Here is a 19,886-nt window from a genome sequence, read left to right on the forward strand (position 1 = left end):
ACAGTTTTGCCGCCATGGCGCTTTTTGCCACGTCCGGCCGTCCCCCATCCTTGGCCCAGTCGTTTACAAGGATCTCCCCCATGCTGTTCACCCCATACCGCCTGGGCGCGCTGACGCTGCCCAACCGCATCGTCATGCCGCCGATGACCCGCTCGCGCGCCGCCAGCGGCAACGTCGCCACCCCGATGATGGCGGCGTACTACGCCCAGCGCGCCTCGGCCGGGCTGATCGTCAGCGAAGGCACCCAGATCAGCCCGCAGGGGCAGGGGTACGCCTGGACACCGGGCATCCACGATGATGCCCAGGTCGCCGGCTGGCGCGGTGTCACCGACGCCGTGCACGCTGCAGGCGGCCGCATCTTCGCCCAGCTCTGGCACGTGGGCCGGGTCTCGCACGTTGCCCTGCAGCCCGACGGCGCCGCGCCGGTGTCGGCCTCGGCGCTGCAGGCCGACGGGGTCAAGGTGTTCGTCGACGTGGCCGGCACCGGGCCGCAGGCTGGGGTGGGCGAGATGGTCCAGCACTCCATGCCGCGGGCCCTGGCCATCGACGAGATCCCGCAGATCGTCCGCGACTACGCCCTGGCGGCGCGACGCGCCCTCGATGCCGGTTTCGACGGCGTGGAACTGCACGGGGCCAATGGCTACCTGATCAACCAGTTCATCGACTCCGGGTCCAACCAGCGCACCGACGCCTACGGCGGGTCTCTGCAGAACCGCCTGCGCTTCCTGCGCGAAGTCGCCGAAGCCGTTGCCGCCGAAGTAGGCGCCGACCGAGTAGGCGTGCGCCTGGCCCCGCTGACCACCCTGCAGGGCGCCGTGGACGACACCCCGCAGGCCACCTACCTTGCCGCCGCACACCTCCTCGACAGCATCGGCGTGGCCTACCTGCACATCGCCGAAGCCGACTGGGAAGACGCTCCGGTGATGCCGGTGGCGTTCAAGGAAGCGCTGCGCATGATCTATCGCGGCACCCTGATCTACGCCGGCAAGTACACCGTGGAGCGCGCCGAGGAAGCGCTGGCCAGGGGCTGGGCCGACCTGATCGGTTTCGGCCGCCCGTTCATCGCCAACCCGGACCTGCCGACCCGCCTGCAGCAGGGCCTGGCATTGAACGCCCCGGACAAGGCTACCTTCTTTGGCGGCGCCGAAGCCGGATTCACCGACTACCCAAGCGCCCAGGCAATCGAAGCGTAGAGCCACGCCCTGCGTGGCTTCGCGGAGTAGATCGAAGCGTAGAGCCACGCCCTGCGTGGCTTTGCGGTGTGCCCGAACGGAGACGCTTCGCGGTGCCGGAACGAAGAGCAGCCACGCAGGGCGTGGCTCTACGTGCAGGTAACCGGGGTGTCCGACACAAAAAAACCCCGCCGAAGCGGGGTTTTTCGTTATCAGCCCTTGGCCTTGAGCTTGGCCAACCGCAGCCAGGTATCCACCACCGTATCGGGATTCAGCGACACCGACTCGATGCCTTCCTGCATCAGCCATTCGGCCAGGTCCGGATGATCCGACGGGCCCTGTCCGCAAATGCCGACGTACTTGCCCTTGGCACGTGCCGCCTTGATCGCCATCGACAGCAGCTTCTTCACCGCCGGGTTCCGCTCGTCGAACAGGTGCGCCACGATCGACGAATCGCGGTCCAGGCCCAGCGTCAGCTGGGTCAGGTCGTTGGAACCGATCGAGAAGCCATCGAAGATATCCAGGAACTCATCGGCGAGCAGCGCGTTGGACGGCACCTCGCACATCATGATGATCTTCAGCCCGTTTTCGCCCTGCTTCAGGCCATTCTGTTCCAGCACCTCGACGACCTTGCGGCCTTCTTCCAGCGTGCGCACGAACGGAATCATCACCCACAGATTGTCCAGGCCCATCTCGTTGCGCACGCGCAGCACGGCCTTGCATTCCAGCGCGAACGCCGCCGAGAAACTCGGATCGACATAACGGCTCGCGCCGCGGAAGCCGATCATCGGGTTCTCTTCGTGCGGCTCGTAATTGCTGCCGCCGATCAGGTTGGCGTACTCGTTGGACTTGAAGTCCGACAGGCGCACGATCACCGGGTTCGGCGCCACCGACGCCGTCAGCGTGGCGATGCCTTCGGCCAGGCGGTTCACGTAGAAGCTGACCGGATCAGCGTAACCGGCGATCTTCTCGTCGATCTTCTTCTTCGTCGCCGCATCCTGGCGGTCGTACTCCAGCAGCGCGTTCGGATGGATGCCGATGTGGCTGGCAATGATCATCTCCAGGCGGGCCAGGCCGATGCCCGCGTTCGGCAGCTGGCCGAAATCGAAGGCACGTTCCGGGTTGGCCACGTTCATCATGATCTTCAGCGGCGCCGGCGGCATGTTGCCCAGGTCCGTGGTGGTGCGCTCGAAGTCCAGCTTGCCCTCGTAGATGAAGCCGGTGTCCCCCTCGGCGCAGCTGACCGTCACTTCCTGGCCGTCCTGCAGCACCTGCGTCGCATTGCCCGAACCGACCACCGCCGGCACGCCCAGCTCACGCGCGATGATCGCCGCGTGGCAGGTACGGCCACCGCGGTTGGTGACGATGGCCGAAGCCCGCTTCATCACCGGCTCCCAATCGGGGTCGGTCATGTCGGCGATCAGCACGTCGCCCGGCTGCACGCGCGCCATGTCGTCCAGCGACTTGACCACGCGGGCCACGCCCGCACCGATCTTGGCGCCCACCGCGCGGCCTTCGGCCAGCACCTTGCCGTCCTTCTGGTTCAGCGCGAAGCGCTCGATCTGCGTGGCATGGCCGCGCGACTTCACCGTCTCCGGACGCGCCTGCACGATGAACAGCTTGCCGCTCACCCCGTCCTTGGCCCACTCGATGTCCATCGGGCGGCCGTAATGCGTTTCGATGATCAGCGCCTGTTTCGACAGCTCCTGCACGTCTTCATCGCTGATCGAGAACGTGTTGCGGATCTCGACCGGGGTGTCCTCGATGCGCACGCGCTCGCCGGGCACGTCCGAATACACCATGCGGATCGCCTTGCTGCCCAGCGAACGGCGCAGGATGGCCGGCTTGCCGGCGTTGAGCGTGGGCTTGTAGACGTAGAACTCGTCCGGGTTGACCGCGCCCTGCACGACCATTTCGCCGAGGCCGAAGCTGGAGGTCACGAACACCACGTCACGGAAGCCCGACTCGGTGTCCAGGGTGAACAGCACGCCGGACGAACCCACGCCCGAACGCACCATCAGCTGCACGCCCGAGGACAGGAACACGTCTTCGTGCTTGAAACCGTGGTGCACGCGGTAGGCGATGGCACGGTCGTTGTAGAGCGAGGCGAACACTTCCTTGACCTTGTGCACGACATCGTCGGCACCGGTCACGTTGAGGAAGGTCTCCTGCTGGCCGGCGAACGAGGCGTCGGGCAGGTCTTCGGCGGTAGCCGAAGAGCGCACCGCCACGGCCACGTCGCCGCCGCCGTTCTCGTCGCACAGCTGCTTGTAGGCGCTGCGGATGTCCTGGTCCAGCTGCGGCTGCAGCGGAGCGTCGATCACCCAGCCCCGGATCTCCTTGCCCGCCGCGGTGAGCGCGGCGACATCTTCCACGTCCAGCGTGGCCAGCTTGTCGAAGATGCGCTTGGACAGATCGTTGTGCGCGATGAAGTCCTTGAAGGCTTCAGCGGTGGTTGCGTAACCGCCGGGGACGGACACCCCCAGCCCGGCAAGATTGCCGATCATTTCGCCAAGCGACGAATTCTTGCCGCCTACGCGGGCCAGGTCGGCCAGGCGCAGTTCGTGCAACCACAGGATATTCTCGTTCAAGCGCGATGCTCCGTTTGGCCATCGCCCGAGGCGGGCTTAATGGCCACGTCCGTAGGAAGAAGCCGATATGATGCCGGGCATACCGCCATCGGCACAAGCTTGTATCGACGGCATTTTTAAGCTTCAGAGGGGTTAAAAGCCGTATGTCGACGATCCGTCCGGTGTTCTACGTATCCGATGGAACCGGTATCACCGCTGAAACCATTGGACATAGCCTGCTGACCCAGTTCTCCGGATTCAGCTTCATTACCGACCGCATGTCGTTCATCGACGATCCGGAAAAGGCCCGCGAAGCCTGCGAACGGATCCGGGCGGCCGGGGAGCGCTACCAGGTCCGGCCGATCGTGGTCAGTTCCTGCGTGGACAGCCGGCTGAGCATGATCCTGGCCGAAAGCGGCGGGCTGATGCTCGACGTGTTCGCCCCTTTCATCGAACCGCTGGAGCGGGAACTGGCGGTCAACCGCCATTCCCGGGTCGGCCAGGCCCACGGCATGGTCGATTTCGAGACCTACCACCGTCGCATCAACGCGATGAACTTCGCGCTGACCCACGACGACGGGATCGCCATCAACTATGACGACGCCGACGTGATCCTGGTGGCGGTGTCGCGGGCCGGCAAGACCCCGACCTGCATCTACCTGGCCCTGCATTACGGGGTGCGCGCGGCCAACTACCCGTTGACCGAAGAGGACCTGGAGCAGGACCGCCTGCCGGCACGGCTGCGGCCGTACCGCAGCAAGCTGTTCGGCCTGACCATCGATCCGGACCGCCTGCAGCAGATCCGCCAGGAGCGCCGCCCGAACTCGCGCTACGCCAACCTGGACACCTGCCGCCGCGAGGTCGCCGCCGCCGAGACCATGTTCCGGATGGAGCGCATTCCCACCCTGAGCACCACTCACACCTCGATCGAGGAGATCTCGAGCAAGGTGCTGACCACGCTGGGGCTGCGCCGCGAACTGTATTAACGGAAGGGGTCACGACCAACGGTCGTGACCTACCGCCGCGCTTGGTGCGTCCCCACGTTGGTGCTACCAACGTGTAGGATCGGATTCATGGCCCAGGCATCGCCCCGCATCGAACGCATCCCCCGGCTCAGCCGCCTCAGCTGGCTGATGGGCCTGTACGCCGAGAACTACCGCCATCTGGTGCGGCTGTTCGGACCGGCCGACCTGGCCCCCGGCAGTTACGTGTCCTCGGTGGGCGATGGCCTGGACGTGCGCCTGGACGTGATCGAGTGCCACCGGTACACGGTCGAGCTGCGCCTGACCTACGATTTCGCCGACCCGGTCACCGGCCAGCCTGACCCGTCGGCCTACGTGCGTCTGTACCGCGACGCCCGCCAGGCCGAGACCACCCATTGCTACGTGGGGCGCCGCTGGCAGGACGTGGTGGGCATGTACCCGCCGCCGGCCGAGCTGATCAGCCATCGCATGCGCATGAACACCTTCCTGGGCAAATGGCTGGAATACCTGGCCGAGCGCGGCCACGGCGTGGCCACCCTGCGCCGCGACCAGGACGCCGCACGGGCACCTTCCGATACCCGCCGCACCCAACTTGCAAGCTGACCCATGCCCTATACCCCGATCGTAGCCACGCTGGGCTACGTGCTGTCGCCCGATGGCCGCCAGGCCCTGATGATCCACCGCAATGCCCGCCCCGGCGACCAGCACCTGGGCAAGTACAACGGCCTGGGTGGCAAGGTCGAGCGCGACGAAGACGTGGCCGCCGGCATGCGCCGCGAGATCCTGGAAGAAGCCGGCATCGAATGCGGCCGCATGCGCATGCGCGGCACGATCAGCTGGCCGGGGTTCGGCAAGGCGGGCGAGGACTGGTTCGGGTTCGTGTTCGTCATCGACGACTTCACCGGAACGCCGTTCGCCTCCAACCCCGAGGGCACCCTGGAATGGGTGGACGTGGACAAGCTCGAGACCCTGCCGCTGTGGGAGGGCGACCGCCAGTTCCTGCCGATGGTGTTCGACGCCGACCCGCGCCCGTTCCACGGCGTGATGCCGTACCGGGACGGCGCCATGCAGGGCTGGTCCTTCACCCGTCTGTAGGGAACCCCCGCGTTATCCACAGGGGGTGTGGATGACCGGTGCGTAAGTTTGTGGATAAGCCCCGGCATCGACCAGTCCCCATGGCTGTCAAGATGGGTGGCGAAAAATTCACCGCACGTCGCGGTCGCGTGAGCGCCATGCGAAGGCCGTCGGGACCGTGAAGGCTGTCGCGGTTTGGCCTGCTCGCGGTACTCTTTCGGTATTGCCGCCAATCGAGCTTCCATGAAACGTCACTTCACGATGCTGCGCGAGTTCCAGCTGGCCGACTGGTTCACCCTGGCCAATGCTTTCTGCGGTACCGGTGCGGTGTTCGCGGCGATGCGCTTCCTGCAGGACGGCGAGCGCAGCTACCTGCTGTTCGGCATGGCGCTGATCCCGCTGGCCTTCATCTTCGACGCGCTGGACGGGCGCATCGCGCGCTGGCGCAAGTCCAGTTCGACCCTGGGCCGCGAGCTGGACTCGCTTTCGGACGTGATCTCCTTCGGCGTCGCCCCGGCCGCGCTGGCCTATGCCTGCGGCATGCAGGGCGGCTGGGACTGGCTGGTGCTGAGCTATTTCGTCTGCTGCGGGGTGAGCCGCCTGGCGCGCTACAACGTCACCGCCGAGGCGCTGGCCGGCGAGGGCGACAAGGTGCCGTACTTCGAGGGCACGCCGATCCCGACCAGCCTGGCGCTGGTGGTGGTGCTGGCGGTCGCCGCGAGCACGGGCGCGATCGGCCACGAGCTGTGGCTGGGTCGCTGGCAGCTCGGGCCGTGGCAGCTGCACCCGCTGGTGCTGCTGTTCGCCCTGTCCGGGTCGCTGATGATCAGCAAGACCCTGCGCATCCCCAAGCCGTGAGCCGGAGCCCGAGCATGCCCTCGCGCCTGTCCCGTCGCCGTGGAGCGCTGTTGTGAGCACGGCCGGCAACGGCCATGACGCCGGCGACTTCGAGGCGCTGGCGCGGCAGTACTTCAGCGCCTGGGGCGATGCATTGCGGCACGCGGCCGCTCCGGGGGCCGGCGACACCGTCGCGCCGGGCAGCTGGCAGCAGACCATCGAAGGCTGGGCCCAGCTGATGTCCAGCCCGGGCAACCGCCAGTCCGCGGACGCCGTGCACCGCTTCCGCGAACAGGCCGGCGGCTGGTACGGCACCATGCAGCAGGTGGCCGCGCGCTTTGCCGGCCAGGACGCCAGCAGTGCCGACATCGCCCAGGCCTGGCGCGAAGCGGTGGAAGGGCAGGGCGACGGCCTGCTGAAGTGGATGCTGCAGGGCGCCCGTGGCCACACCCAGCCCGGGGGGCCGGACCTGCTGGCGCTGCTGGAGCGCCTGCAGCAGGACCTGGGCCCGTGGCTGCAGAGCCCGGCGTTCGGCCCTGGCCGCGAACACCAGGCGCGCTGGCAGGCGCTGCTGCGCGCCCAGCAGGAATTCCAAGGGCACGCGGGCGACTACGTGGACCAGATCAAGCAGGCGCTGGACGACGCCTTCGCCCTGTTCGAGCAGCGCCTGGCCGAACACGAAGCGCCGGGCAACCAGCTGACCAGTGCGCGGGCGTTGTTCGACCTGTGGATCGAAGCGGCCGAGGATGCCTACGCCAAGGTCGCGCTGTCCGAGGCCTTCCAGCAGGTGTATGCGGCGCTGGGCAATGCGCAGATGCGCCTGCGCGCGGGCGCGCAGCAGGAGGTCGAGCGGCTGTGCGAGGCGGTCGGCCTGCCGACCCGCACCGAAATGGATGCCGCGCACCGGCGCATCACCGAACTGGAGCGGCTGGTGCGACGCATGGCCGCTGCCGCCGCGCCGGCACCGGCGCCCGCCAGGCCGGCGAAAAGGGCCACGAAGAAGGTGGCGAAGAAGCCGGCGGGGAAGGCTGAAGCCAAGCCGCGCGCAGGCAAGGCGGCGCCATGAAGGGACCGCTGGGCTTCAATGCCGAAGACCTGCTGCAGGAAACCCTGTCGATGCAGCGCAAGCTGATGGACGGGTTGAAGCTGCTGCCCTCGGTGGAGGACGTGGACTACGGCGCGACCCAACGCGAGGAAGTGTGGCGCGACGGCAAGGTCGCCCTGTACCGCTTCATCGGCGAGCAGGCCCCGGTCCAGCGCACCCCGCTGCTGATCGTCTACGCGCTGGTCAACCGGCCCTACATGGTCGACCTGCAGGCCGACCGTTCGCTGGTGCAGCGCCTGCTGGCGCTGGGCCACGACGTCTACGTGCTGGACTGGGGCTACCCCGACCGCTCCGAGCGTTACCAGACCCTGGAGGACTACCTGCTGCGGTTCGTGGACGGCGCGGTGGACCACCTGCTGGCCGCCAACGACGGCGCGCCGATCAACATGCTCGGCATCTGCCAGGGCGGCGTCTTCGCGCTCTGCTATGCGGCCCTGCGCCAGCACAAGCTGGCCAACCTGATCACCATGGTGACCCCGGTCGACTTCCACACCCCGGACAACATGCTCTCGCACTGGGCGCGGCAGGTCGACGTGGATCTGCTGGTGGACACGCTGGGCAACATCCCGGCCGACCTGATGAATGCCAGCTACCTGATGCTCAAGCCGTTCCGGCTCAACATCCAGAAATACGTGGGGCTGCTGGACATCCTCGACGACAAGGCCGCGCTGCAGGATTTCCTGCGCATGGAAAAGTGGATCTTCGATTCGCCCGACCTGGCCGGCGAGGCCTTCCGCGACTTCATCAAGCAGTTCTACCAGGGCAATGGACTGATGCACGACGGCGTGCGCATCGGCGAGGAACAGGTGGACCTGCGCCAGGTCACCCTGCCGGTGCTGAACATCTACGCCGAGCAGGACCACCTGGTGCCGCCGGACGCCTCGCGCGCCATGGCAGGGCGTCTCGGCAGCCGTGACTACACCGAAAGCAGCTTCCGCGGCGGGCATATCGGCATCTACGTCTCCGGCCGCGCCCAGCGCGAAGTGCCGGGCACCATTTCCAGCTGGCTGGCCGGACGCGACGCCAACGCATCGGCTACACAGCCGGTGCGCTAGCCTGTCGCAAAAACCGCAGGAGATCACCCGCATGAACACCACCGCCCCCCGCACGCTGTCGCGATCCCTCAACGACCGCATGATCGCCGGGGTGATGGGCGGCATCGCCCACCGTTTCGGCTGGAGCCCGACGTTGCTGCGGGTCCTGTTCGTGCTGGTCTCGCTGGCCTCGGCGGCGTTTCCGGGCATCCTGGTGTACCTGGTGCTGTGGCTGCTGATCCCCAACGAGGCCGATTGAGCCTTCCGCGACCGGCACTGCGCGCGCTGCAGGCGCTGGGCGCGCTGTGGACCGCGCCCAACAGCCTGGTCGGCCTGCTCGGCGGCCTGGCCGGCATGCTGGCCGGGGCGCGCCCGTACTGGCGCCGGCGCGACTGCGCGTTGGTGTTCCGCGAGTTTCCGTGGGGGCCGGGCGGGGCGATCACCCTGGGCAATGTGATCCTGCACACCGGACCGCGCCTGGAGGTGCCGTGCCGCACCTACGCGCACCAGGCCGGGCACTGCACCGAGCCGGTGATCTCCCTGCACGACCACGAACGCGCGCACGTCTTCCAGTACCTGGTGCTGGGTCCCCTGTACCTGCCGGTGTACCTGCTGAGCGGGGGCGTCAGCGCGCGCAATCCGTTCGAGCGCGCCGCCGACCTGTATGCGCTGCACGGTCACGGCTGGTGGCCCACGCGACGTCATCTGCATGAAAGCAACCGTCATTAGCCTCTGACGCGGCAGTCAGGTCCCGCGCGCTAAGCTGCGGCCCGTGGGAATTGCGTGACGCTTCGGGAGGAATACATCACATGGCGATCGTTCTTTATGTCGGTGGTAGCAAGGATGGCGACAAGGGCCTGGTCCCGCACGGATTCAGCAAGCTGCAGGCTGAAACCGACTCTGGCCCGGAGATCTACACCGAGCGGTTCATGGAGCTGCAGGGCCTGGGCAAGGTCCGCGTGATGGCGCTGGAATCGTTGCAGGACGAGGCAGTGAAGGCGCGCGCAGCCCGGCATTACCGGTGATTCGTACCGACCAACGGTCGGTACCTACCGGGATCACAACGCTGCCGGTAGATGCCGACGGTTGGTCGGCATGCCCGTTTTCCGGCATGCGCGGTTTCGGGAATGTCAACGGCTTTCCCCCGCCGCCGTGCGTTGCCACAATCGGTGTTTTCCGCATAGTGGCTTCGGCCGGACGCAATGCCAGACCTCAAGCTCGCCCAGCAGATCGCCCAGACCATCGCCGCCGAGATCGGCGCCCAGACCGCCCAGGCGCACGCCGCCATCGCGCTGCTCGACGAAGGCGCCAGCGTGCCGTTCATCGCGCGCTATCGAAAGGAAGTCACCGGCGGGTTGGATGACACCCAGCTGCGCAACCTGGAAATCCGCCTGACCTACCTGCGCGAGCTGGAAGAGCGCCGCGCGGCGGTGCTGGCCAGCATCGACGAACAGGGCAAGCTCAGCGACGAACTGCGCAACGACATCCTGGGCGCGGACACCAAATCGCGGCTGGAAGACCTGTACCTGCCGTACAAGCCCAAGCGCCGCACCCGCGCACAGATCGCGCGCGAAGCGGGGCTGGAACCGCTGGCCGATGGCCTGCTGGCCGACCCGGGACTGGACCCGCAGGTGTTCGCGGCCGGTTTCGTGGATGCCGACAAGGGCGTGGCCGACATCAAGGCCGCGCTGGAAGGGGCGCGCGCGATCCTGATGGAGCGCTGGGGCGAGGACGCCGCGCTGGTCGGCGAACTGCGTGCGTGGCTGGGCGAACACGGCGTGATCCGTGCGCGCGTGGCCGAGGGCAAGGAAGAGCAGGGCGCCAAGTACCGTGATTACTTCGAACACGCCGAGTCGCTGGCGAAGATTCCGTCGCACCGCCTGCTGGCGCTGTTCCGTGCGCGCCGCGAGGACATCCTGTTCCTGGAACTGGACCCGGGCAGCGACGCCGAAGCCGGTCATCTGTACGCCGAGGGCCGGGTGGCCTTCAACGCCGGCATCCGCGACGCCGGGCGCCCGGGCGACCGCTGGCTGCTGGATGCCTGCCGCCTGACCTGGCGCGCCAAGCTGCACATGCACCTGCTGCTGGACCTGTTCAACCAGGCCCGTGAGAAGGCCGAGGCCGAGGCCATCGGCGTGTTCGGCGACAACCTCAAGGACCTGCTGCTGGCCGCGCCGGCCGGACCGAAGACCGTGCTGGGCCTGGACCCGGGCATCCGCACCGGCTGCAAGATCGCCGTGGTCGACACCACCGGCAAGCTGGTGGCCACCGACACCATCTACCCGCATGAGCCGCGCCGCCAGTGGGAGCAGTCGCTGCAGACCCTCAAGCACCTGTGCATGAAGCACAACGTGGAGTTGATCGCGATCGGCAACGGTACCGCCAGCCGCGAAACCGACAAGCTGGCCGGTGAAGTGATCAAGGCGCTCGGCGACGCCAAGCTGCAGAAGATCGTGGTCAGCGAAGCCGGTGCGTCGGTGTATTCGGCGTCCGAATTCGCGGCGAAGGAATTCCCGGACCTCGACGTGTCGATCCGCGGCGCGGTGTCGATCGCACGCCGCCTGCAGGACCCGCTGGCCGAACTGGTCAAGATCGAGCCCAAGGCGATCGGCGTCGGCCAGTACCAGCACGACGTGGACCAGTATCGCCTGGCGCGCGCGCTGGATGCGCGGGTGGAGGACTGCGTCAACGCGGTGGGCGTGCATGTCAACACGGCCTCGGCCGCGCTGCTGTCGCGCGTGTCCGGCCTGTCGTCCACCGTGGCCGAGAACATCGTCCGCCACCGCGATGAAAATGGCCCGTTCAAGCGCCGCAAGGACCTGCTCAAGGTCCCGCGCCTGGGCGACAAGACCTTCGAACAGTGCGCCGGCTTCCTGCGCATCGCCGACGGCGACCAGCCGCTGGATGCCTCGTCGGTGCATCCCGAAGCCTACCCGGTGGTGGAACGGATCGTGGCCGCCACCGCGCGCCCGATCAAGGCGCTGATCGGCGATGGCAGCTTCCTGCGCGGGCTGAAGGCCGAGCAGTTCACCGATGCCACCTTCGGCGTGCCGACCGTGCGCGACATCCTGAAGGAACTGGAGAAGCCCGGCCGCGATCCGCGCCCGGAATTCAAGGCGGCGCGCTTTGCCGACGGCGTGGAAGAGATCAAGGACCTGGTCCCGGGCATGATCCTGGAAGGCGTGGTCAGCAACGTGGCCGCGTTCGGCGCGTTCGTCGACATCGGCGTGCACCAGGACGGCCTGATCCACATCTCGGCGCTGTCGGACACCTACGTCAAGGACCCGCGCGACGTGGTCAAGGCCGGCGACATCGTCAAGGTCAAGGTGCTGGAGGTGGATGTGGCGCGCAAGCGCATCGCACTGACCCGGCGCCTGGACGACAGCCCGGCGCCGGCCAGGCCGCCCGGTGAACGCGACGCGCGCCCGGCCGGTGCAGGCCGACGCGACGGCGGCGGCGGTGGCGCCGGCCGCCCGGCCGGGCGCGGTGCCGCCCCGGGCCCGCGCCCCGGCAGCAGCGCGCCGCCGGCCAACAACGCCCTGGCCGACGCCTTCGCCCGGGCCAAGCGCGGCGGCTGAGCCGACGCCCGGCCGGGAGGGAATGATGGCTTGATCCCGTTTCCCGTGGAATGCCGGTACGCTGTACCGGCAGCGGGAGGCGGGATGACGGATTTTCAGGCAGGTCAACGGGGTCCGGGCCACGACGACGACGCCAGCGATGGCAGCGCGGCGCTGGCGCGCGCGTTGCGTGAGATGACCGAACGGCATCGGCGGCTGGAAATGATCATCGACGGCACCGCGATGGGCACCTGGGAGTGGAACTGCCAGACCGGCCAGCTGCGGGTCAACGAGCGCTGGGCGCAGATCGTCGGCTACACCCGCGAGGAACTGGCGCCGATCACCCCGCAGACCTTCCTGGGGCTGGTCCATCCCGACGATCTCGCCCGTTCCGACGAACTGCTGCGCGAACACCTCGAGGGGCGGTCCCCGCAGTATGAAAGCCTGTGCCGGATGCGGCACAAGAGCGGACGCTGGATCTGGGTCCAGGACCGTGGCCGCGTCTACGAATGGGACGCGCACGGCCGGCCCCTGCGCATGGCCGGTGCGCACGCTGACGTCAGCGACCTGCAGAACGCGCGCGAGGACGCGGCCGACATGCGCCAGCGGCTGCAGGCGGTGGTGGATGCCTCGGACGAGGTGGCGGTGATCGCCACCGATCCCGACGGGGTGGTGAATCTGTTCAATTCCGGCGCGCAGAAGCTGCTGGGCTACCGGCCCGAGGAAGTGATCGGGCAGGTTGATCCCGGCCTGTTCCACGATGTGCTGGAGATGCAGGACTTCCTGCAGCCGCTGGCCGGTGCCGACGGAGGCGCCCCTTCCGTGTTCCAGGCGCTGACCGCGCAGGCCGCGCATGGGACCTGGTCGCACCAGTGGACCTTCGTGCGCAAGGATGGCGAACACCGGCAGGTGCGGTTGTCGATCAGCCCGTTGGATTCCGGCAACGGGCAGCGCCTCGGCTATGTGGGCATGGCCGTGGACATCACCCCGCTGCTGGAAATGCGCGAGCAGGCCTTCGTGTCTGCCGAGAAGTTCGCCGGCGCCTTCAATTCGGCGGCGCTGGGCATGGCGCTGGTATCGCTGGAAGGCCGCTGGCTGGATGTCAACGACGCGCTCTGCGGCATCCTCGGTTACACCCGTGCCGAACTGCTCGACATCGATTTCCAGACCCTGACCCATCCTGACGACCTGCATGCCGACCTGGTCCTGGTCGGGGACCTGCTGGCGGGCCGGCGCGATCATTACCACATGGACAAGCGCTACCTGGGCAAGGGCGGCAACGTGGTCTGGGGCCGGTTGTCGGTGTCGCTGGTGCGCGCGCCGCACGGTGAACCGCTGCATTTCGTCTCGCAGATCCAGGACGTCACCGTACAACGGCTCAGCGCGCAGCAGCTGCGCGAGTCGGAACAACGCACCCGGGTCACCCTCGATGCGGTGGCCGACATGGTGCTTACCCTGGACCTGCAGGGCCTGATCCAGTACGCCAACGCCGCGGCCACCCGCGCGCTGGCCGGTGAGGGCGCCACGCCGCTGACCGGCAGCCAGGTGCAGGAAGTCATGGAGCTCACCACCGAATACGCGCCACGCTCACCGCTGGACCTGGCCGTGCTGCTGGATCCGGACAGCAACGCCGTGGACCTGCACTCGGACCTGCTGCTGTCGGTGGGGGCGCGCCTGGTACCGGTCGATGTGACCCGGGCCTGGCTTCACGATGGCGACGGGCGGGTCAGCGGCGCGGTCTGGGTGATCCGCGATGTCACCCAGCAGCGCGCACGCCAGCGCGAAGCGCGGCACCTGGCCGAAGTGGACCCGTTGACTGAGCTGAGCAACCGGCGCGGTTTCGAAGCGCACCTGCAGGAGGCGATCACCCGGGTGGCGCGCACCGGGCAGTCGGCGTCGCTGATGTTCATCGACCTGGACAACTTCAAGCCGATCAACGACAACCATGGCCACCTGGCCGGCGACGCGATGCTGTGGGCGGTGGCCAACGTGCTGCGCAACGGCGTGCGCGATTCGGACGTGGTCGCGCGGATGGGCGGTGACGAGTTCGCGGTGATCCTGGCCGGCTGCTCGCTGCGGCGCGCGCGCCGGATCGCCAGCGACCTGCTCCAATCGGTACGCACCCTGAGCGTTCCGTGGAGCGTGGACCGGCTGCAGGTGGGCACCAGCATCGGGATTGCCGCGATCCACGGCGGCATGAGCGTGGACGAAGCGGTGGCGGCCGCCGACGCGCAGTGCTACCGCGCCAAGGCACTGGGCCGGAACAACGTGCAGGTGGAAGCGCCTGCCCATGGCGGTGTCGAGCCGCTCGATCCCGGCGACGGTGACCTCGACGCCGAGATCAGCGAGGGTGGTCCGGGCTGAACCGGTCAGGTTTTCGCCGTGCCGCCGATCACCCCTGCACTTAAGCGGGCCGATGCCGGGTCGATACCCTTCCGCAGCCAGTGCGGCGGCACGCGCAAGTAAATGCTGGAACCCGGGTGGGACTGGGCTGCGTAATTACTGGCGATAATGTGCTGGACAGATTCGATGCAGTATCAATTCCTGCAACAGGGTGCTGGGCAGTCCCCACCGTCCAGCACCCCGTCGCGAGGCGTGCTGATTCTTACTGTTTGGATTTCCTGCCCGCTACGTAAAGTTGGCCAAATCATGGGAAATACACCATGACCTTCAGGCGTGCACGCGTGTCTTCACGTGCCGTAGAGTAACCCCCGCCCGCACGGCGAGGCTCAGGACGATTGTCTTCGACAAACATCGCCTGATTAACTCCACGACCCTTGGACCACATGCCTGCGCTGATATTTCCGGACTTCGAGGCATATTCAAATTCCGTCAAGGGCATCGACGGCGAGATGCGGGTGACCGGTCGCGGCGACGACGCCTGGCTGTTGGATTGCCTGGAACTGGGTGAGGCCACCCTGCTGCACGGTATCGATGGCGCGCCGGTGCATTATCACGGTGCACCGCACGACCGCCACTTCGGGGTGTACCTGGCGCTGCCCGGGAGCCAGACCACCCTGGATGGCCAGCTGCTCGGCGAGGACAGCTTCACCTGGCTGGCGCCACGCGTGGAGCTGCACGGGTTCACCCGGGTGCCGGCCCGGTTCCTTGGGATCGACCTGGGCGAGCGGCTGTTGATGGAGCAGGCGGCGCAGGTCGATGGCCTGGACGTGCCGCGCCTGTACCGCACGGGCACGATCACCACGACGGCGGCGATGGTCCGGCACGTCATCGCGATGGTGCAGCGGGCGTTCGACGTACGCGAGGCCAGGCCCGACGCCTTCGCCGACGCCGGGCCACGGCAGGCCTTCGCGGCCCAGCTCGCGGCGGCGGTGCTGCAGTGCCACCGGCACGCCACCGGTGGGTCTGGCCCAGCGCGGCGGGGGCGCCCGCCGCTGCCACGCCGGGAGATCGTGAGCCGGGGCGTGCAGCATATCCAGCGCAGCCTGCGCGGCGAGGTCGCCTTCCAGGACATCGCCTTCGCGGTGGGCGTTTCGCAGCGCTCGCTGAACCGCGCGTTCGACGATCTGTACGGAATGGCGCCGCACCATTTCTACCTGATCGAGCGCCTGCACGCGATCCGGGGCGAGCTGCGCTCGGCCCGCACCGGGGATACCGTGACCAGCATCTGTTCGCGTTTCGGGGTCTGGGACCTCGGTCGGATGGCGGCCCAATACGCACGCATGTTCCATGTGCAGCCGGCCCAGGAGCTGGCGCGGGCGCTGGGGCAGAAGTGCGGGGGTCATCCGGCAGGGCCGGGGCGTCGCCGCTGATCCCGCCGGGACTAAAGTTTTTGCGGTAACCGCCGCTTACAGAGGGCGACCTGTTGTATCGCTTTACCCCACGGAAGGAACGTCAGCCCCCAGGACGGTCTTCGTGAGTCCCCAAGCGTACTGCGTACTTCGTCGGGCATCGGGCCCGGCGCAGCCCATTGAGCTTGTTGGAACCGAGGAAACATCGATGACCACCGCAGCCATTCAGCCACCGGCGGCCGCTCGCAGCAGCGATTCCGCAACCACCTCACTCCTGCGCTCGCTGGGCGCCTTGGCGTTCAGTCCGCGCGCGACACGCCAGACGAGCGCGGCCCTGGCCCAGCGCAATGCCGAGCTGGAGGCGCAGGTCGCCGCACTGCACCGCGTGCAGGCGGTGATCGAGTTCGACCTCGAAGGCACCATCCTGCAGGCCAATGACAATTTCCTGCAGACGCTGGGCTATACGCTCGAGGAGATCCGCGGGCATCACCATTCGATGTTCGTCGATCCCGAGCACGCGCGCAGCAGCACCTACCGCGAGTTCTGGGCCCGACTCGGTCGCGGCGAATTCGACGCCGGGCAGTACCGGCGGCTGGGCAAGGGCGGTCGCGAAATCTGGATCCAGGCGTCGTACAACCCGGTGTTCGACAGCACTGGCCGGCCGGTGAAAGTGGTGAAGTTCGCCACCGACATCACCGCCCAGCAGATGCAGGCCGCCGATTTCGCCGGCCAGCTCGCCGCGATCAACACCTCGCAGGCGGTGATCGAGTTCAGCCTGGACGGGCGCATCCTGTCCGCGAATGAAAACTTCCTCTCGACCATGGGCTACAGCATCGAGGAAGTGCGCGGCCAGCACCATTCGCTGTTCGCCGATGCCGAGTACGCGCGCAGTGACGCGTACCGGCAGTTCTGGCAGAAGCTGGGGCGTGGCGAGTTCGACGCCGGCCAGTACCGGCGGCTGGGCAAGGGCGGCCGCGAGGTGTGGATCCAGGCGTCCTACAACCCGATCTTCGACATGAACGGCAGGCCGTTCAAGGTGGTCAAGTACGCGACCGACATTTCCGCCCAGGTACGGGATGCGCAGGCACTGGCCGCTGCCGTGGCACAGACCCGCGAAGTGGTGGGTGCCGCGCAGGCCGGCGATCTCAGCGGCCGCATCGACACTGACGACAAGAGCGGGCAGATCGCCGCGTTGTGCGAAGGGATCAACGCCATGGTCGAGACCATGGGCAGCATGATCGGACAGATCCGCGTTGCCGCCGATGCCGTCGCGCTGGGCGCCAGTGAGATCGCGGTGGGCAACAGCGACCTGTCCGCGCGCACCGAGCAGCAGGCCGCGTCGCTGGAGGAAACCGCGGTGTCGCTGCAGGGCCTGACCAGCACGGTGCTGCAGAGTGCCGACAATGCGCGCCAGGCCAGCCAGCTGGCGGGGGGCGCGGTGGAGGTTGCGGCGCAGGGCGGCAGGGTGGTCAGCGACGTCGTCGCCACCATGGCGCTGATCAACGCCTCCTCGCGCCGCATCGTGGACATCATCGGAGTGATCGACGGCATCGCCTTCCAGACCAACATCCTGGCCCTGAACGCAGCGGTGGAAGCGGCGCGCGCCGGTGAACACGGCCGCGGCTTCGCCGTGGTGGCGGCCGAGATCCGCTCGCTGTCGCAGCGTTCGGCCGGCGCGGCCAAGGAGATCAAGCAGCTGATCGACGACTCGGTCGACCGCGTGGGCACCGGCACCGCCCAGGTCGAAAGTGCAGGGCGCACGATGGAAGAAATCGTCGCCAGCGTCCGCCGCGTGGATGAACTGATCGCGCGCATCAGCACCGGCGCACAGCAGCAGAGCGACGGCATCGTGCAGATCAACCAGGCGGTGGAGCACATCGACCAGAGCACGCAGCAGAACGCGGCGCTGGTGGAAGAAGCCTCCGCAGCGGCACGCAGCATGGAGGAGCAGGCGACCCAGCTGTTGCAGACCGTGGCCGCGTTCCGCGTCGACGGCGCCGTAACCCAGGCCCTGCGCCACGCGGCGCAGTCCGCTGGGCCGGGCGCGGCGCCGGTGCTGCGGCTGGTGTAAGGCCGGAAAAGCAGAAGGCCAGATCTTTCGATCTGGCCTTCTGGATTCCATGGTGCCGAAGGTGGGACTCGAACCCACACGCTTTTAAGGGCGGCGGATTTTGAGTCCGCTGCGTCTACCGATTCCGCCACTTCGGCTGGCTGGCCGCGTAGTGTATACAAACTCGGCGGGATTGGGGAGGCCTGAACGGTTCACCCGTGCCCCGGCCTTCATGGGGACGCAACGCTATACTGACAGCGCTGAACCATACAGGGAAACGGGATGAACGCGCTGCAGGGCCTGCGGATACTCGTGGTCGAAAACGACGAGATGAGCGCAACGCTGCTGGAAATGCAGTTGGCGCAATCGGGCGCGATCGTGGTGGGTACCGCGGCGACGGTGGCCGACGCGCTGCGCCTGGTGGACACCGCCTCGCCGCAGATCGTGCTGCTGGATTACCGTCTGGCCCACCACGAAACCAGTGACCCGGTCGCCGAACGGTTGGCCGCGCAGGGGCTGCCGTTCGTGGTGGCCACCGGCATGGCGCCGCACGAGTTGCCCGACGCGTTCCGTGCCGGCGTGGTGCTGGTCAAGCCTTACCTGACCAAGGAACTGGAAGCGGCGCTGGTCCTCGCGCTGCAGGATCATCCGGTCGCGAGCTGACCGCACGCGTCAGGCCGCTTCCTGGTAGCCGAGCTGCACCGGTTCGCGGTCGTCGAGTATTCGATACAGTGCGGCCAGGTCGCCTGGATCGGGATTCAACCACGCATCCAGGTTCTCGCGCCGGATCGGCACGATGCAGCGGTCGTGGCCCGCCGCCGCCACGTCCCGTGGCGGATCGTCGGTGATCGCTGCGAACGACAGCAGCCGTCCTTCCGGCCCTTCCCATTCCGACCACAGGCAGGCGATCAGCAGGTCACGCGGCGGCTGCGGGCGGAATTCCAGCACCACGTTCTGCGCGCCTTCGCCGGGTGCCAGCGTGCGTTGTTCCAGTGCATGGCGCGGGACGTGTTCGTAGAACGACTGCACCACCACCACGCCATGGTGATGGCCGAAGGCGTTCTTCCAGTACGCCTCCAGGCTGTCGCGGCGCGCGTTGTAGGTGCCGGGGTAGAGCGTGTCGTTGCGCGCCGGTTTGTCCGGCAGCCGGCACTGGTAGCGCATCGGTTTGATCACGCGCTGGCCCTGCTCGGAGACGATCACCGGTGCATACACGCCCGGGAAGATGCGGCTGTCGCGTGGCAGCAGGCCGCTGCGGTGCAGGTCGGCCAGGCGCGCCTGCGCGCGGTCGATGCGGTTGCCGGCAATGCGGATCTCGTTGCGCGCTTTCTGGGTGGGGCGGTGGGCCAGGCTTTCCTCGGCCTGCTTCAGGCGCGCGCCCTGTACGCGCAGCTCTTCGTCCAGCGCGTGCATTTCCTCGGTGTGCCACTGCTGGATCTTCGCCACGATGTCCTGGCCGAGCGGCGTGCGCGCGCCCGCGAAACCATCGTCCATCGCCTTGGGGGTTTTAGGACGCTGTTTGCCGGGGTCGTGCGCGTAGAGCTGGGCGAACTCGTCCAGCGACAGGGTGGCACCGAATTCACGGACCAGCTTGGTGTAGTCGGCGCGGATCTGGGCGGAATAGCACATGGGCGTAGGCTACCAAAACAAAAAGCCCCGACCGGAGTCAGGGCTTTCTGCTTCTGTAATTGGCGTCCCCACGGGGATTCGAACCCCGGTCGCCACCGTGAAAGGGTGATGTCCTAGGCCTCT

General features: G+C 67.6%; 17 protein-coding genes and 1 tRNA gene. 15 read left to right on the top strand and 3 right to left on the bottom strand.

The features are described 5' to 3' along the window. Positions 1 to 80 precede the first annotated feature (80 nt). On the top strand, positions 81 to 1,193 hold the full coding sequence (locus FSZ13_RS17700; protein WP_145481742.1) for an alkene reductase: 1,113 nt from the start codon (positions 81 to 83) through the stop codon (positions 1,191 to 1,193). A gap of 191 nt (positions 1,194 to 1,384) precedes the next feature. On the opposite strand, the gene ppsA is transcribed toward FSZ13_RS17700, so the two are convergent. Then, a complete protein-coding gene (ppsA, locus tag FSZ13_RS17705) occupies positions 1,385 to 3,763 on the bottom strand; it encodes a phosphoenolpyruvate synthase (protein WP_145481743.1) in 2,379 nt (792 codons plus the stop codon). Positions 3,764 to 3,906: 143 nt separating this feature from the next. Between ppsA and ppsR the strand changes: the two genes are divergently transcribed. The 13 genes from ppsR (at position 3,907) to FSZ13_RS17770 (ending at position 18,155) form a co-directional block, all read left to right on the top strand. Continuing rightward, complete coding sequence (gene ppsR, locus FSZ13_RS17710; protein WP_145481744.1) at positions 3,907 to 4,728, top strand: posphoenolpyruvate synthetase regulatory kinase/phosphorylase PpsR; 822 nt, start codon at positions 3,907 to 3,909, stop codon at positions 4,726 to 4,728. 87 nt (positions 4,729 to 4,815) lie between these two features. Further along, positions 4,816 to 5,328, top strand: coding sequence for a DUF1249 domain-containing protein (locus FSZ13_RS17715; protein WP_145481745.1), 513 nt, complete (start codon positions 4,816 to 4,818; stop codon positions 5,326 to 5,328). Between the two features lie 3 nt (positions 5,329 to 5,331). Further along, positions 5,332 to 5,820 carry an NUDIX hydrolase gene (locus FSZ13_RS17720; protein WP_145481746.1) on the top strand — a complete coding sequence of 163 codons (489 nt, stop codon included), beginning with the start codon at positions 5,332 to 5,334 and terminating at the stop codon, positions 5,818 to 5,820. Between the two features lie 222 nt (positions 5,821 to 6,042). Continuing rightward, positions 6,043 to 6,657, top strand: a complete 615-nt coding sequence (locus FSZ13_RS17725) for a CDP-alcohol phosphatidyltransferase family protein (RefSeq protein WP_145481747.1) — start codon at positions 6,043 to 6,045, stop codon at positions 6,655 to 6,657. A gap of 52 nt (positions 6,658 to 6,709) precedes the next feature. Further along, positions 6,710 to 7,702 carry a class III poly(R)-hydroxyalkanoic acid synthase subunit PhaE gene (gene phaE / locus FSZ13_RS17730; RefSeq protein WP_145481748.1) on the top strand — a complete coding sequence of 331 codons (993 nt, stop codon included), beginning with the start codon at positions 6,710 to 6,712 and terminating at the stop codon, positions 7,700 to 7,702. After that, a complete protein-coding gene (phaC, locus tag FSZ13_RS17735) occupies positions 7,699 to 8,796 on the top strand; it encodes a class III poly(R)-hydroxyalkanoic acid synthase subunit PhaC (RefSeq protein ID WP_145481749.1) in 1,098 nt (365 codons plus the stop codon). The genes phaE and phaC overlap by 4 nt, the downstream gene beginning before the upstream one ends. A gap of 31 nt (positions 8,797 to 8,827) precedes the next feature. Then, complete coding sequence (locus FSZ13_RS17740; RefSeq protein ID WP_068852656.1) at positions 8,828 to 9,034, top strand: PspC domain-containing protein; 207 nt, start codon at positions 8,828 to 8,830, stop codon at positions 9,032 to 9,034. Beyond that, on the top strand, positions 9,031 to 9,504 hold the full coding sequence (locus FSZ13_RS17745) for a hypothetical protein (RefSeq protein WP_145481750.1): 474 nt from the start codon (positions 9,031 to 9,033) through the stop codon (positions 9,502 to 9,504). Before FSZ13_RS17740 ends, FSZ13_RS17745 begins: the two co-directional genes overlap by 4 nt. Positions 9,505 to 9,584: 80 nt before the next feature. Further along, the gene (locus FSZ13_RS17750) at positions 9,585 to 9,800 is read left to right on the top strand and encodes a hypothetical protein (RefSeq protein WP_145481751.1); all 216 of its coding nucleotides are present in this window, start codon (positions 9,585 to 9,587) and stop codon (positions 9,798 to 9,800) included. 177 nt (positions 9,801 to 9,977) lie between these two features. Next, positions 9,978 to 12,353: a Tex family protein gene (locus FSZ13_RS17755; protein ID WP_145481752.1), complete on the top strand. Its 2,376-nt coding sequence runs from the start codon at positions 9,978 to 9,980 to the stop codon at positions 12,351 to 12,353. A gap of 84 nt (positions 12,354 to 12,437) precedes the next feature. Further along, the gene (locus FSZ13_RS17760; protein WP_145481753.1) at positions 12,438 to 14,696 is read left to right on the top strand and encodes a PAS domain-containing protein; all 2,259 of its coding nucleotides are present in this window, start codon (positions 12,438 to 12,440) and stop codon (positions 14,694 to 14,696) included. 422 nt (positions 14,697 to 15,118) lie between these two features. Next, entirely contained in the window at positions 15,119 to 16,105 is a 987-nt protein-coding gene (locus FSZ13_RS17765; RefSeq protein WP_145481754.1) for a helix-turn-helix domain-containing protein, read from the top strand. Positions 16,106 to 16,292: 187 nt separating this feature from the next. Beyond that, entirely contained in the window at positions 16,293 to 18,155 is a 1,863-nt protein-coding gene (locus tag FSZ13_RS17770; RefSeq protein WP_145481755.1) for a methyl-accepting chemotaxis protein, read from the top strand. A gap of 50 nt (positions 18,156 to 18,205) precedes the next feature. On the opposite strand, the gene FSZ13_RS17775 is transcribed toward FSZ13_RS17770, so the two are convergent. Continuing rightward, positions 18,206 to 18,292 (bottom strand) — tRNA-Leu (locus FSZ13_RS17775). Between the two features lie 124 nt (positions 18,293 to 18,416). Between FSZ13_RS17775 and FSZ13_RS17780 the strand changes: the two genes are divergently transcribed. Beyond that, positions 18,417 to 18,797 carry a response regulator gene (locus tag FSZ13_RS17780; protein WP_145481756.1) on the top strand — a complete coding sequence of 127 codons (381 nt, stop codon included), beginning with the start codon at positions 18,417 to 18,419 and terminating at the stop codon, positions 18,795 to 18,797. A gap of 9 nt (positions 18,798 to 18,806) precedes the next feature. Here the strand turns inward: FSZ13_RS17780 and FSZ13_RS17785 are convergent, their stop codons facing one another. Further along, positions 18,807 to 19,763 (bottom strand): SOS response-associated peptidase family protein, encoded by a 957-nt coding sequence (locus FSZ13_RS17785; RefSeq protein ID WP_145481757.1) that lies wholly within the window; start codon positions 19,761 to 19,763, stop codon positions 18,807 to 18,809. Positions 19,764 to 19,886 lie beyond the last annotated feature (123 nt).

Origin of the sequence: Stenotrophomonas rhizophila (assembly GCF_007667275.1) — a bacterium.
Classification (GTDB): domain Bacteria; phylum Pseudomonadota; class Gammaproteobacteria; order Xanthomonadales; family Xanthomonadaceae; genus Stenotrophomonas; species Stenotrophomonas maltophilia_AE.